The sequence below is a fragment of the uncultured Faecalibaculum sp. genome (assembly GCF_910588395.1).
Lineage (GTDB): Bacteria > Bacillota_I > Bacilli_A > Erysipelotrichales > Erysipelotrichaceae > Faecalibaculum.
This window is the reverse complement of sequence record NZ_CAJUPA010000020.1, coordinates 1-13,701: the sequence shown is the minus strand read 5'-3', so window position 1 is coordinate 13,701 and position 13,701 is coordinate 1. Positions and strand designations below refer to the sequence as shown.

Here is a 13,701-nt window from a genome sequence, read left to right as displayed (position 1 = left end):
ATAGCAGGGATAAGACAAAAGGACCCGCTGTTTCCGTCAGCAGGTCCCGGGCAGCTGTGGCTGTCCTGTTGTCATGACCGCCGGCTGCGGGGGTCTCAGGCCTGAGGTGGTTCCTTGCGGATGCGCACTTTCATCAGGAAGAACGCGATTTCCCGGTCGATGCGCGTATTCATGTCCTCGAACATGTCGAAGCCTTCCTGCACGTACTGCTGCAGGGGGTTGTTCTGGGCATAGGAGCGCAGATAGATGCCGGAACGCAGTTTGTCCATGCGGTCAATGTGCTCGATCCAGTTCCGGTCAATGTTGCGCAGCACCACGGTTTTCTCGAAGGGCAGGAACTGGCTGCGGACGTCTTTGATTTCGTTTTCGTAGCCGTTCCATACTTTGTCGTAGAGATAGTCCCGGATTTCCGTGAAGGACTTGCCTTCCAGTTCGTCTGCGTGAATGGCCTTGTCGTCCTGCAGACCCATCATTTCCAGGGATTTGGTCAGGCCCGCAATGTCCACGGACTGTTTCTTCTCGTTGGAGAGATTTGCCTGCATGGCCTGGTCGATGGCTTTTTCCAGCACAACTTTCACCAGATCATGGACTTCTTCGCTTTCCAGGATCCGGTTTCTCTGGGCATAGATGATTTCCCGCTGGCGGCGGAGAACATCGTCATAGTCCAGCAGCGTTTTCCGGGTATCGAAGTTGAAGCCTTCCACCCGCTTCTGTGCCATGGTGATGGACTTCGTCACGGCTTTGGATTCAATCTGCTCGTCGCCCATTTTGTTGAACAGCGCCTGCAGCTTGTCACCGCCGAAGCGCACGATCAGGGAGTCTTCCAGGGAGACGTAGAACCGGGAGAATCCGGGATCGCCCTGCCGGCCGGAGCGGCCCCGCAGCTGGTTGTCGATCCGGCGGGATTCATGACGCTCGGATCCCAGCACTGCCAGTCCGCCCAGCTTCCGGCTTTCTTCCGTAAGCTTGATGTCGGTGCCACGGCCGGCCATGTTGGTGGCAATGGTCACGCTGCCGGGGCGCCCGGCTTTGGCGATGATTTCCGCTTCACGGGCGTGGTTTTTCGCGTTGAGCACTTCATGGGGAATCTTTTCCGCATTCAGCATATTGGAGATCAGCTCACTGGTTTCCACCGCAATGGTACCCACCAGCACCGGCTGTCCTTTTTCGTGGAGTTCCCTGACTTTGTTCACCAGGGCGCGGTACTTGGAGTCTTTCCGGGAATAGATTTCATCGGGCAGATCCTGTCTGGCTACGGGACGGTTCGTGGGAATCACGATGACTTTCATGTTGTAGGTGGACAGGAACTCTTCTTCCTCGGTTTTCGCAGTACCGGTCATGCCTGCCAGTTTCTCATACAGACGGAAGAAGTTCTGATAGGTGATCGTGGCCAGCGTGGAGGTTTCCTCCTTGATGGGCACACCTTCCTTGGCTTCAATGGCCTGGTGCAGGCCGTCGGAGTAAGCGCGTCCGGGCATCATGCGGCCGGTGAACTGGTCAACGATGACGATTTCCTGCTCGTCGTTCACCACGTACTCCACTTCCCGCATCATGATGTAGTTGGCCCGCAGAGCCTGGTTGATGTGGTGGACCAGCTGGGTGTGGTCCAGATCGTACAGGTTTTCCAGACCGAAATACTTCTCGGCTTTGGCCACGCCGTCATCCGTGAGCATGACCTGCCGGGTTTTTTCGTCGATGTCATAGTCACCGGAAAGCAGCTTGTTTTCCTTGGTGGACTTGTCGAATTCGTACTCCGGTTTGGTCAGGGTCTTCACGAACCGGTCCGAGGCAATGTACAGATTGGCTGTCTGTTTCTTTCCTCCGGAAATGATCAGCGGGGTTCTGGATTCATCGATCAGAACCGAATCGACTTCATCCACGAATGCCACGTGCAGGCCGCGCATGACGCGGTCCTTTACATCCGTGACCATGTTGTCCCGCAGATAGTCGAATCCCAGTTCCGAGTTGGTGGTGTAGGTGATGTCGCAGGCATAGGCCGCGCGCTTTTCCCGGGGAGACAGCTCCCGTTTGTTGACGCCTACGCTCAGGCCCAGAAAGCGGTAAATCTCCCCCATCCAGGCAGCGTCACGGCCTGCCAGATATTCGTTGACGGTGATCACATGCACACCCTGCCCGGAGAGTGCATTGAGGTAGACGGCCATGGTCGCGGTCAGGGTCTTGCCCTCACCGGTTTTCATTTCCGCAATGTCGCCTTTGTGCATGGCCACAGAACCCATGATCTGCACCTTGTAGGGCTTTTCGTTGATGACCCGGAACGCGGCTTCCCGGGCAGTCGCAAATGCCTCGGGCAGCAGGTCATCCACGGTTTCGCCTTTTTCCAGACGTTCGCGGTATTCACGTGTTTTATCTTTCAGCTCTTCGTCGCTCAGCGCCTGCATTTTGGGCTCCAGCGCCAGGACCTGGTCGGCTGTTTTCTCCAGTTTTTTCAGTTCCCTTTTCTCTTCGGAAAAGAGTCCGCCAAATACTGCCATATATACTCCTTCCATCTTCCGATAGTTTTGATTATATCATGTCGGCAGGGCGGAGAGTATCCTGTCAGGCGGGTTTATTGTACTAAATAATACAATACAACCGTCCATCCTGCCTGGCAGGGAAACCCTGACAGGTCAGGCCGGAGGTTGTGAGGGGTGGTGGACTGCTGAAATGACGAGCCGGAAATGCCGGACAGAGAAGGCCATCAGACAGGCCTTCTTTGTTTCAGGCAGTCAGTTTGTTTCCGGCGTTCTTTCCGGTACACCCCGCCAGGAAGACAGTTCCACATCCGGTCTGTCGAGAAACGCACCGAAAGTCTCTGATAACAGGTTGGCGGCATCGGCCTCCCTGCCTTTGCACAGGCTGGAGAGAGCTGCAAGGTCCGCATCGGCTCTGCCCGGATGCAGGGCCAGTTCCACCCACCCGGCGTCCCCGGCCTGTCCGGCCAGTTTCTGTACAAAGTCCTCCGGAGATTGCAGGCAGTCATCCGACGAGCCCGCCAGGCAGAGTCTGGGCAGCACAAAGGGGACGGGTCCGTTTTCTTCCGGCGCCATGAACATCCGCAGCGGGATGTGGTATTTTCCGGAGAGCCGTTCCATGATGGCTGCTGCCCCGGGGATCCGCTCGATGCCATGATGGGAATCCAGGTGTTCCGGCTTCTTCCCGGTGAGTTCCACGAACCGGTCAAACTGCGCCTGGATCTCGGTTTCCATCTCCTGCAGATCAATCGCCTGACCGCCAGTCCAGATGGATTTGTCAAAGGTCCCGTCTTCCTTCATCAACGAAGCCGGTCGTGTCAGCGGCCTGCCTGCGGTCAGGCAGACATGCAGGCCCACACTCAGCCCCGGGTTTTGCTTCCACAGTCCGGCTGCTTCTTCAGCAGCGGGCATGTTCGTCATCAGCGAGCAGGAAGTCAGCCTTCCCTTGCGGTAACAGTCGATGATGGTTTCATTGCAGGCGGGGGTGATTCCGAAGTCATCTCCGTTTACGATCAGCTTCATTCCGCGCGTCTACACCAGTCTGCGCTCGAAGGCATTCGATGAAATGCCCTTTTCCAGAATCTCGCCCGCCCAGGCTTTCGCGCCGGTCAGGGAGTGATCCTTGTAATTGCCGCACTCTTCGGCCCGGGTGCCCGGTACATCCTCCCATTCGGTTTCCAGCACCTGCTCCAGGGCATTCTTCAGGGCCTTTGCCGCCTGTTCCGGATCGCCATGGCCCCATGTCAGGAGATGGAACCCCGTGCGGCAGCCATAGGGGGAACAGTCAATGTAGCCCTCCAGCTGCGGACGCAGGTAGAGCGCCAGCAGGTGCTCCAGGGTGTGGATGGCACCCGTGGGGATCTCCTGCACATTGGGCTGTGTCAGCCGGACATCATAATTGGAAATCACGTCTCCGGCAGGACCGGTCTGTTCGCTGATGAGCCGCACGTACGGGGCCTTCACTTTTGAATGGTCCAGGGTAAAGCTCTCGATGGTTGTATCGTTCATATCACTGTTGCCTTTCCGACACCGTCCGCTCCCGGTGTCCTTCTTATATATAAAAGAATCGCTTCTAAAGGAATCGCTTCGCCTCGGCACAGCCGTCAGTCCTGTGTGTTTTCACTGACCCGCTCCCTGCCGATGATCCCCTCAGCCAGCAGCCTGCAGGCGGCTTTGTACAGAGGCTGGAAGGCGGTGGGAACCGCCATGCCGGCTTCGATTTCCTCCGGCGTATACATCTGGGCCATGGCCCCTTGTTCGACAGGAACCAGCCAGCCGGAGATATGCCAGATCTTGTGGGTAAAAACATGGTCGTATCGCGGCAGCGGATGGATCCCGGTTGTGTCTTTGGAAACTTCGCCTTCAGGAAAGCCATATAGTCCGGCCAAAAGGCCCTTTGCGGGGCGCTTTTCCAGGTGCATCCTGTACCCGTCTGTATAGATCAGGAAGGTTTTCTCCTCCTCTGTTTTCCGCTTCTTTTCCGGCAGGACCGGCAGTGATGCCGGATCCTTTGCCAGACACCACTGATTCACCGGACAGCCCGCACAGTCCGGGGTCCCGGGCGTGCATACCAGAGCCCCGAGTTCCATGATGGCCTGGTTGAACTCTCCATACGGTTCGATCATGGCATCCAGGACCCGTGCCTCGATTTCCCGCTTCACCGCCGGTTTCGTCACATCCTCCCGGATATCATACAGTCTTGCGAACACCCGCAGCACATTCCCGTCCACCGCAGCGGCTTTTTCGCCAAAGGAAATCGAGGCGATGGCCCCCGCGGTATAAGGACCGATTCCCGGCAGTGTCTGCAGTTCCTTCTTTGACCGGGGCATTCCTTCCCGTGCCACGATCTGCGCGGCCTTCTGCAGATTCCGCACCCGGGAATAATATCCAAGTCCCTGCCAGGCCCTGTGGAGCGTGTCTTCATCCGCAGCCGCAAGGTCCTGCACCGTGGGAAACAGCGTCATGAACCGGTCATAGTACTGCACCATGGCCTCAATGCGGGTCTGCTGGGCCATGATCTCCGACACCCAGATGTGGTACGGCTCTCGATCCCGTCGAAATGGCAGATCCCGGTGATGGGCCTGGTACCAGTCCATCAAAGGCCGGGTAAACCCCGGTGCCGGATTGACGGTTTCCGGATCTGCATTCATGCTTCGTTCTGTCTTCATGCAGTCCCTCCTTTGTTTTTGGTGTCTGCTGTCACCTTCGGGCTTGCCTCTGCAGCCACAGGCCCTGTGTGCCAGCACCGGCACAGCCCAGTATACACAGCTTCTCACAATCGGGTGAAAGAAAAAACGGGAACACCGGATTTCCGGCTTCCCGTTCTCTTCATGCGTCTGTGCCGGCCTGTCTTGCAGGCGGTCACGGGAATCAGAGGATCTGTTTCTGCTTATACCCGTGTATAGATATAGGTGCAGTTGCCCACGATATCGACCTTGCCGCTGCCTGCGTCGATGAAAATCGAGTCGCCTTTGTTGGCATGCAGCTCGGTGCCGTCATTGGAGATGATCGCATCGCCTTCGATCATGATGATCGAGCCGAAGCTTTCGTCATCCTGGTCAATGGTCACCTTGCCATGCACTTCCGTCACGAAGGTCGTGAAGTAGTTGCAGGTTGCCAGCATTTCGGTTGAAGCCTGGCCGTTGTCCACTTTCTCTCCGATGGGCTTGAAGTCGGAGTCGATGGGATCGAAAATCGACACATCCAGGGCCTTGTCAATGTGCAGTTCCCTGGGCTTGCCGTCCTTGCCCACACGTCCGAAGTCATAGACACGGTAGGTGGTGTTGGAGTTCTGCTGGATTTCGCAGATCTGGATGCCGGCGCCAATGGCATGGATCGTGCCGGACTTGATGAAGAACACATCGCCTTTGTGGACCGGAACCGCCCGAAGCAGGTCGAGAACCGTGCCGTCTTCGATGGCCTTCCGGAATTCCTCCCGGTCAGTGTGGCGCTTTACGCCGAAATACAGGAAAGCGCCGGGTTCGGCATCCAGGATGTACCACATTTCGGTTTTTCCAGGTTCACCCTCCACGCGCCAGGCATACTCGTCATCCGGGTGGACCTGAATGGACAGGGGTTCCTTCGCGTCAATGAGCTTGATCAGCACAGGGAACCGGTTCATGTCTTTGCAGTCTGTGCCCAGCACCTGCCAGCCTTTGTCTTCAATGTATTGTGAGAGTGTCTTTCCGGCGTCATCGCCTGTCACGACTTCGCTCTGTCCGTCCTTGTGTGTGGACAGTTCCCAGCTCTCGGCCAGGGGATCCATGTCGGTTTTTTTATTGTAGAGTTCTTTCAGCTTGGTCCCGCCCCAGATGTAATCCTTGAACGCGGGGTGCAGTTTCACAATCGCCATTTTTGAAGTACCTCGTTTCTGTCCTCATTATAGAACACAGGGCTCGGAAAGCGAGCCTGTGATGGTTGAATATACGTATTTTTTTATATGTATGCACATATATCAGACAAATGCAGCGGTCTTCCGTCCTGAAACCCGTGGATTTACAGGTCCCGGGACCATGTGGCCGGCATCGGCATCACTGATCAGGAGAAAAAAGCCTGCGTGCGACAGGCTGCATGCAGGCGGATTTGTCAGGGAAGATCATCTGCGGAGCGGCTGCTTTGCGTCAGCCGCTCATGTTCCAGGGCGTTGATCAGATCGTGGCGGAACCGGCGCAGTTCCTGCCGGCTCAGGTCGGGCTTGAGCAGTGCCTGCAGCTGCTTCCGGTATTCCTGCCGTATGATCTGTCCGGCTCTGATGTCTGTCTGTCTTTGCATATATCGATGGAGAGAAACGGCAAACCACACATCGAAAGCCGCCAGCATGACCGTCATGAGTACATACTGCTGCCAGGTCGCGGCATAACCACGGGGATAAGACAGACTGATGCAGTAGAAAGCCAGGATGGAAAGACTGGCCAGCAAAGACGTGAGGTACAGAAACAGGGTCTGACTGGGGCTCGAAGAGCGGACTTTTTTCAGGATCAGTCCGTAGATCAGCGCCATGATCCATGTGGCGAGCAGCTGTGCCAGTCCCAGAAGCCAGTGAGTCTGACCAAACAGCACATAAATGTCCTGGGAGAAAATGAACTGCATGTTCAGCAGATGGATCAGACTGTGAACCGGGATTTCACACAGCGGCAGCGGAAGCCAGTACAGGACAAAGCCGAGCAGCCGCTGCTTCAGGCTCAGTTCCGGGTTCATGACCCGAAACAGCAGCAGCAGGGCTATGCAGTTCAGGATATTTTTCAGCAGCGCCCAGTCCAGGGGACAGATCGCATCCAGGGGATACAGGACGAACAGAAAAAACCCGCCATATATCAGAAAGCCCCGTCGTCCTGTATCGAAATACCGGCTCAGAAACCAGGACTGCACCAGGCACTGCAGGACCAGAACCAGCAGATGAAGCCAGTTGATGGTCATGCTTCTTCCTCGAGCCAGAGAGTGGCAGTGAACCGGCACCGGCCGTTTTCCATGACACCCTTTAGCTGGCCTCCCTGCTGTGTGCAGAGATCTTCCAGGATCTGCAGTCCGTGTCCGTGACCAGGCCTGTTTTTGCTGGACAGACCAGGGGTAATGGCGGCGTTGTCAGAAACGGAGTTTTCGCAAATGCAGACCAGACAGTTGCGCCGCAGTCCGGCTTCCAGAGACACAAACCGGCGCTCCGGCGGACACTGCAAGGCAGCCAGGATGGCATTGTCCAGCAGGTTTGTGAGCAGGCTCAAAAGAATGGCCGAATCCAGCGGCAGGTCTGCCGGAAGTGAGACCTGAAAATGACTGCGGATGTTCTGTTCTTTCATTTCTCTGGACTTCCTGAACAGGATGGCATCCGCCACCGGGTTGTCACAGCGGCTGACATACAGATCCGGAAGGTCCTCCTCCAGGTCCTGGATGACTGACGGGTGTTGCCGGATACGGGACCGTATGGCTTCGATTTCCTGACCGGTCTGCACCATCGCCGCGAGCTGCTCGAGCTCCATGTCCTTCAGTGTTTCCAGTGCCTGGGCCGATGCATCCCGGCGGATCATGGCCATGAGAGACTTCATGAGCAGAAGACAGAGAAAGGCGCTGATTGCAAACAGGCCCAGGATGGCCACCTGTGCCTGTTCATAGCTCCAGCTGCGAAACAGAAATGGCGAAGCGCCGACCATGAGCGCTTCAGACACGAAAAACAGAATCATGTAAATCAGCGGCCTGCCCTTCAGCACAATGATTCCTCCCGGAGCAGGAACCGGCTGTAGGACTGGCGGATTTCAGCCTGATGAGCTCTGGAGACCGGAATGCGCAGTCCGTTGGCAAGTTCGAATTCTGTGCCGTAGAAGGCAGCGGTCATGGAGTAATTCACCACATAGCTGCGGTGACACTGCACAAAGCTGTCCGGCAGCTGTTCGAGCAGAGTGCGCAGATCTTCTCTGGCTTTCAGCACCCGGTTCCGGCAGGTGATGAACGTCCAGCGCCGGACCCGTTCCATGCACAGGATGGACGAAGGCTCCACCCGGTAGATGGCCGTTCCATCGTGGATCACCAGTGGTTTGGGCTGGTCCTGCAGCTGGCGCAGCGCCCTGGACAACGCGGCTTTCAGCCGCTGTTCCTTCTGCGGCTTGTATATGAAGTAGCAGTGTTCCACATCATAGACCTCACAGGATTTTTCCAGGTAGGCGCTCATGAATATCACCGGCGACCCGGGGTCCAGGCGGTGAATGTATCTGGCCAGATCAATGCCGTCTTCCCCGTTGTCCAGGACAATGTCCATGAGAAATATCCGCTTCGTGCCGGCTGTCTGCGGCCCCTGCAGGAGCCGCTGCAGTTCCAGGGATCCTGTGACAGGACGAATGACCAGCTCCGGTGCCAGCTGCGAAAGGATCCGGATCATGTCTTCCCTCTGCAGCGGATCGTTTTCGCAGAGGACCAGCTCATATTGCTTCTTGTCTTCCATGCTTCCCTTTCCTGCAGAACCTTCCGGCAGCCGCATGCCTGGACAGCATGCAGAGAGTTGGATAGAGCCATTGGTCCTGCCAATGGGACCATTATACTGACTGCCTGCCGGATAAAACAGTCTGTTTTAATTCATTCATGGTGATGCTGCTGGTTTTGGGCAGATGATCCGCCGGCTCCGGCCAGGACGAAAACCTCTGACTGGCCTACAGGCAGGCACCGCTTTTTACCTCACGCCAGTTTGCCGGAAGCTGCAGACCGTTCTGCGGTTTTTTCGTACTCTCTGGCACCACTTGACACATGCCGGCATCGGCGGAATCCTGCCATAACTTTATGATTCCAAAGAATCATACGTTTATTTTCAACATATCCCCCGATTCGTCGAATTTCTTTGCAAAATCGTTCTGATAATCAGAAAATGACAGAGGAAGAAAGCGGTGAATTGGACTATGAAGAATCTGAAGGGAAACCTGCGGTTCTGGCTGGTCATGATGGCGGTCTTTGCCCTGGGATCTCTGGTGTTCACAGCGGGAATCATCCGACGGGAACATCTTGTGTTCGGGGCGACGTACATGACCATGAACAACCCGTTTTATCAGGTCATCAACACGGAACTGCGCAAGGCTGTCACAGAACACGGTGACAGTCTGGTGGTTCGCGATCCCCTCATGAATGCCGACCGGCAGATTGAACAGGTGGAGCAGTTTATAGCCGATGACGTGGACGGGATTTTTGTGAATCCGGTGGATTCCGTATCCCTGGGTCCGGTCCTGCGCCGGGCACAGAAGGCGGGGATCCCGGTGATTGCCGTGGATTCCACGCTCAAGGATGACTCCATGCTGCTGTCGACGGTGATTTCGGACAACTACGATGCAGGCAGGCAGTGCGGCCAGGACCTGCTGGAGAAAACCGATTCCGCCAGGATCTGGCTCCTGCGACATTCTGAAGCGGTCTCCGCGAGTGACAGGATCCGCGGATTTCTCTCGGTGGTGGAATCCGTCCCGGGGTATACAGTGATCGGGGAAGCCGAATGCGAGGGACAGCTCGAACAGGCCATGCCGGCCATGGAAGAACTCATTCGTCTGCACCCGGATGGATCGGTCGTGATGGCCCTCAACGACCCCTCGGCTCTTGGAGCCATCGCAGCCCTCGAGGAAGCGGGACTGAATTCCGTTCTGGTGTATGGCATTGACGGCACGCCGGACATGAAGAGCCGGATCGCAGTCCATCCCGCTCAGTTCGCGACAGTGGCGCAATCCCCGATCTCCATCGGTTCCATTGCGGCAAGCACGATGTATGAGCATCTGTCCGGAAAACGCGTGCCTCATTACATCCCTGTGGAAGTGTCCCTGATTGACGGGAAAACCATCGGCGGGTATTCCCTGACGGAGTGGCAGTGACATGAATAATATGCTGGCCATGAAGCGGATCCGTCAGGCCATGACGGCACTGAGTTTCCTGCTGGTCCTGTACACCGCCGGCGTCATGCTGGCAGGATCGCTGCACATTGTGGAATCCGGAGAATCCTCTTCCTTTCTGCAGTCCATCCCGCACGCTCCTTCCAGTCCCTGGATGGTGTTCTGGCTGAGTTTCATTCTCTGCAGTCTCCTGAGCTGGCTCATTCTCAATACCGTCCAGGGAAGCAAGTCCGGGATCCTGCTCTGTGCCGGCTTCAAGACACTGCTGGCTTGCATCATCATCTGGAACGTGAACCTGAGCTGCCGTCCGCTGCTTCTGCTGGTGTTCTCCGATGTCCTGTACACCATGCGGGGATTCCAGGCACGGTACATGGTGGGCATCGGCAGTATCCTGACCGGACTGTACCTGCTGTTTTCCTACGAAGTAATCACCCCCATGATCCCCATGGTGAGCACCGGTGCCTACTTTTCGGTATTTGAACACAGCACCGCGAGCCTGCTGGCTTTCGGGCAGTCGCTGCTGGAATCCGCCACGCTGGTGCTGTTCATCGCCTTCATGTGCGAGTTTCTGATTGACCTGCATCAGGAGAAGGAGAACATCGCGCAGGAACTGAACATGATGAACCGCGTCAACGAAGATCTGCGGCATTATGCACAGATGACGGAACAGATTGCGGAAAGCCGGGAGCGCAAACGGCTGGCCAGGGAAATCCACGACACCCTGGGACATGCCCTCACAGGGATTGCGGCGGGCATTGACGCCACCCTGGTGATCATGGACAAAAACCCGGAAATGGCGAAATCCCAGCTGCATCTGGTGCGGCAGGTGGTCTCCGAGGGCATCGGCGATGTCCGCGCGAGTCTTCAGAAACTGCGGCCCGGAGCCCTGGAACAGCGTGGCCTGAAGGGGGCCCTGGAGAAAATGATCCGGGAGTTCGAGTCTGTCACGGCCATGACCATCGATCTGGACTATCAGGCGGATTCTCTGGACGTGGACAAGGCCAAGGAAGATGTGTGTTTCCGCCTGGTGCAGGAGTCCATCACCAATGCCCGGCGCCACGGGGCCGCCACCCATGCAGCTGTCCGTTTCGCGGTCGACGGTGACTGGCTGGTAATCACGGTCCGGGACAACGGCCGCGGACTTCCTCAGAAGACCATCACCTATGGGTATGGCCTGACGCAGATGGAAGAGAATGTCTCTTCTCTGCATGGAACGCTGCTCTTTGACGGATCTGACGGCTTTCTGACAGAAGCGCGGATCCCATTGACGAAAGGAGAATACCGAGAATGAATGTGATCCTTGCAGACGACCAGGCCATGATCCGGGAGTCTCTGAAAATCGTGCTGGAATGCGAACCGGACATCCATGTCTGTGCCACAGCCCAGGATGGAGCCCAGGCTCTGTCTCTCATTGGTCAGATGCCGGTGGATGTGGCGGTTCTGGATATCCGCATGCCCCGGATCGACGGGGTTCTGTGCACCCGGGAAATCAAAAAACGCTTTCCTCATGTGAAGGTGATCATTCTGACCACCTTTGACGATGATGACTTCGTGTATTCCGCCCTGCGGTACGGCGCCTCGGGCTATCTTCTCAAGGGCCTCCCCAGTCAGGATCTGGTCAAGGCGATCAGAACCGTCCATCATGGCGGGGCCATGATCAACCCGGATGTGGCTCACAAAGTGGTGGATATGTTTTCCCGGGTTCCGGAATCCACCGGCATTGAAGTGGAACCCGAAAAAGAAGCGTCCCTGTCAGAGACGGAGCGGGCGATCATCCGCGAGGTGGGAAAGGGCAAGTCCAATAAGGAGATTTCCGGTACGTTGTACCTCTCGGAGGGCACCATCCGGAACTACCTTTCGCAGATTCTTGCCAAGCTGGATCTTCGGGACCGGACCCAGCTGGCCATCTGGGCGGTGCAGTCGGCGATGTTCCGGCTATGAGAACCGGTCAGGTCAGAAGAAGTGTCCTGGGGCTGGCTGTAGCCGGATTGTGTCTGTCCATGGTGATGAACCTCTGCGGCTGCACTCTGACAGGACGCCGTACCCTGCGGCTGGGAATCTATGCGGGCAGTCCCTGGCAGGTGCATGAGTCTTCCGGCTATGAGTATATTGACGAAGCCATCGCGCGGTTTAAAGCGAACCATCCGATGGTGGATGTGGTGTATGAATCCGGGATCCGGATAAACGACTACACCCAATGGCTCGATGATGCCGTGGTGATGGGAGAGGTTCCCGATGTCTTTGTCATGCCCGATGAAAAGTTCGGCGAATACGCCAGTCTGGGGGTATTGAAAAACCTGGATCCCTACCTCCGGCAGGATGACAGCTGTTCGGAATCGGATTTCTTTCCCGCCGCTGTCCAGTCCGGAAAATATCAGTATTCGCAATATGCCCTTCCTTATATGATGAATCCCCGTCTCATGTTCGTGAATGTCTCTTTGCTGAAGGAGGAAGGACTGAATGTCCCGGAGGAATCCTGGACGCCGGAACAGTTCCTGGCTCTGTGCAGGCAGCTGACCAGGGACCTGAATCACGACGGCACCCCGGATCAGTACGGTGTGGTGGATTACGACTGGCTGGATCTGGCAGAAGCCAGCGGTCTGGACCTCTTCTCCGATGACGGCCACAACGTGGATCTCAGGGGCGATCAGGTGCGGAAAGTGACAGAAACCTATCGGGAGCTGACGGAGTTCATGGGCAGTCAGACAGAGCGGGAGGTGCTCATGGAGGCCGGGCGGGTGGCCTTTGCTCCAATGTCTTATGCGGAGTTCATCACCTACAATCCCTGGCCCTGGAAAGTGAAGAAATATACCGGGTTTGACTGGATCTGCATCAGTCTTCCCCAGGCATCGGACCGGACCATCCGGTATGCCGGGGACAGTCTGGTCATGGGCATGAGCGCCGGGACCCGGGAAGGAGAACTGGCCTGGGATCTCATCAAGGAATTCTGTGTGAATCAGACAACTCAGACAGGCATCCTGGAGCATTCTCAGGGAATGTGTGTGCTGCAGACTGACAAGTCTTTGCTGGATGCATTTCTGGATGATTCCGGGCTGTCCGGCGATACTGTGCGGGCGATCATGAACCAGGAAGGGACCAGAGTGCGGTTTGCGAAATACGAATCCGCCCGGGAACAGCTGGCGGACCGGATGGAAAAAGCCGCGGCTGATCCGGAAGATCTGGATCTGCAGCTGGTGGAAATCGAGGAGACAATTCGCTCCTATCTGCGCAGCTGAATCCCTTTCCGGCCACAGGCTGATCAGAACACCGAAAGAACAGACAAAGACCGCTTTCCTCTGCCTGCCGGCAGAGGAAAGCGGTCTTTTTGGAATACGCAAAATTGGACAGGGTCCACCCCCTACAATAACGCGACCTTAGGGTCG

The 13,701-nt window shown here is 56.5% G+C and carries 12 protein-coding genes; 4 read left to right on the top strand and 8 right to left on the bottom strand.

The genetic code is table 11. The features are described from left to right. Positions 1-95 precede the first annotated feature (95 nt). From secA to QZ305_RS06705, 8 genes are all read right to left on the bottom strand, one after another. Positions 96-2,492, bottom strand: coding sequence for a preprotein translocase subunit SecA (gene secA, locus QZ305_RS06740; protein WP_294730967.1), 2,397 nt, complete (start codon positions 2,490-2,492; stop codon positions 96-98). Positions 2,493-2,726: 234 nt separating this feature from the next. Next, entirely contained in the window at positions 2,727-3,494 is a 768-nt protein-coding gene (locus QZ305_RS06735) for a carbohydrate deacetylase (RefSeq protein WP_217948432.1), read from the bottom strand. Positions 3,495-3,503: 9 nt separating this feature from the next. Further along, the gene (locus QZ305_RS06730; protein WP_217948433.1) at positions 3,504-3,980 is read right to left on the bottom strand and encodes an S-ribosylhomocysteine lyase; all 477 of its coding nucleotides are present in this window, start codon (positions 3,978-3,980) and stop codon (positions 3,504-3,506) included. A gap of 95 nt (positions 3,981-4,075) precedes the next feature. Further along, a complete protein-coding gene (locus tag QZ305_RS06725; protein ID WP_217948434.1) occupies positions 4,076-5,140 on the bottom strand; it encodes an A/G-specific adenine glycosylase in 1,065 nt (354 codons plus the stop codon). Between the two features lie 221 nt (positions 5,141-5,361). Beyond that, positions 5,362-6,324, bottom strand: coding sequence for a type I phosphomannose isomerase catalytic subunit (locus QZ305_RS06720; protein ID WP_217948435.1), 963 nt, complete (start codon positions 6,322-6,324; stop codon positions 5,362-5,364). Positions 6,325-6,557: 233 nt separating this feature from the next. Further along, on the bottom strand, positions 6,558-7,388 hold the full coding sequence (locus QZ305_RS06715) for a hypothetical protein (RefSeq protein ID WP_217948437.1): 831 nt from the start codon (positions 7,386-7,388) through the stop codon (positions 6,558-6,560). Beyond that, entirely contained in the window at positions 7,385-8,173 is a 789-nt protein-coding gene (locus QZ305_RS06710) for a GHKL domain-containing protein (RefSeq protein WP_217948438.1), read from the bottom strand. Before QZ305_RS06710 ends, QZ305_RS06715 begins: the two co-directional genes overlap by 4 nt. Then, the gene (locus QZ305_RS06705; protein ID WP_067558778.1) at positions 8,167-8,901 is read right to left on the bottom strand and encodes a LytTR family DNA-binding domain-containing protein; all 735 of its coding nucleotides are present in this window, start codon (positions 8,899-8,901) and stop codon (positions 8,167-8,169) included. Before QZ305_RS06705 ends, QZ305_RS06710 begins: the two co-directional genes overlap by 7 nt. A gap of 448 nt (positions 8,902-9,349) precedes the next feature. Here QZ305_RS06705 and QZ305_RS06700 point away from each other — a divergent pair, with 448 nt between their 5' ends. From QZ305_RS06700 to QZ305_RS06685, 4 genes are read left to right on the top strand one after another with little or no spacing between them, the layout of a single operon-like run. Further along, complete coding sequence (locus tag QZ305_RS06700; protein WP_242325067.1) at positions 9,350-10,300, top strand: sugar ABC transporter substrate-binding protein; 951 nt, start codon at positions 9,350-9,352, stop codon at positions 10,298-10,300. A gap of 1 nt (position 10,301) precedes the next feature. Next, positions 10,302-11,609, top strand: a complete 1,308-nt coding sequence (locus tag QZ305_RS06695) for a sensor histidine kinase (protein WP_217948440.1) — start codon at positions 10,302-10,304, stop codon at positions 11,607-11,609. Then, positions 11,606-12,259, top strand: a complete 654-nt coding sequence (locus tag QZ305_RS06690) for a response regulator transcription factor (RefSeq protein ID WP_067558783.1) — start codon at positions 11,606-11,608, stop codon at positions 12,257-12,259. The genes QZ305_RS06695 and QZ305_RS06690 overlap by 4 nt, the downstream gene beginning before the upstream one ends. After that, the gene (locus QZ305_RS06685; RefSeq protein ID WP_294730966.1) at positions 12,256-13,554 is read left to right on the top strand and encodes an ABC transporter substrate-binding protein; all 1,299 of its coding nucleotides are present in this window, start codon (positions 12,256-12,258) and stop codon (positions 13,552-13,554) included. Before QZ305_RS06690 ends, QZ305_RS06685 begins: the two co-directional genes overlap by 4 nt. Positions 13,555-13,701: the final 147 nt, after the last annotated feature.

Excerpts from the sequence above, each read along its gene's own strand:
- secA (WP_294730967.1), bottom strand. The coding sequence starts at position 2,492 with ATGGCAGTATTTGGCGGACTCTTTTCCGAAGAGAAAAGGGAACTGAAA.
- QZ305_RS06735 (WP_217948432.1), bottom strand. The coding sequence starts at position 3,494 with ATGAAGCTGATCGTAAACGGAGATGACTTCGGAATCACCCCCGCCTGC.
- QZ305_RS06730 (WP_217948433.1), bottom strand. The coding sequence starts at position 3,980 with ATGAACGATACAACCATCGAGAGCTTTACCCTGGACCATTCAAAAGTG.
- QZ305_RS06725 (WP_217948434.1), bottom strand. The coding sequence starts at position 5,140 with ATGAAGACAGAACGAAGCATGAATGCAGATCCGGAAACCGTCAATCCG.
- QZ305_RS06720 (WP_217948435.1), bottom strand. The coding sequence starts at position 6,324 with ATGGCGATTGTGAAACTGCACCCCGCGTTCAAGGATTACATCTGGGGC.
- QZ305_RS06715 (WP_217948437.1), bottom strand. The coding sequence starts at position 7,388 with ATGACCATCAACTGGCTTCATCTGCTGGTTCTGGTCCTGCAGTGCCTG.
- QZ305_RS06705 (WP_067558778.1), bottom strand. The coding sequence starts at position 8,901 with ATGGAAGACAAGAAGCAATATGAGCTGGTCCTCTGCGAAAACGATCCG.
- QZ305_RS06700 (WP_242325067.1), top strand. The coding sequence starts at position 9,350 with ATGAAGAATCTGAAGGGAAACCTGCGGTTCTGGCTGGTCATGATGGCG.
- QZ305_RS06695 (WP_217948440.1), top strand. The coding sequence starts at position 10,302 with ATGAATAATATGCTGGCCATGAAGCGGATCCGTCAGGCCATGACGGCA.
- QZ305_RS06690 (WP_067558783.1), top strand. The coding sequence starts at position 11,606 with ATGAATGTGATCCTTGCAGACGACCAGGCCATGATCCGGGAGTCTCTG.
- QZ305_RS06685 (WP_294730966.1), top strand. The coding sequence starts at position 12,256 with ATGAGAACCGGTCAGGTCAGAAGAAGTGTCCTGGGGCTGGCTGTAGCC.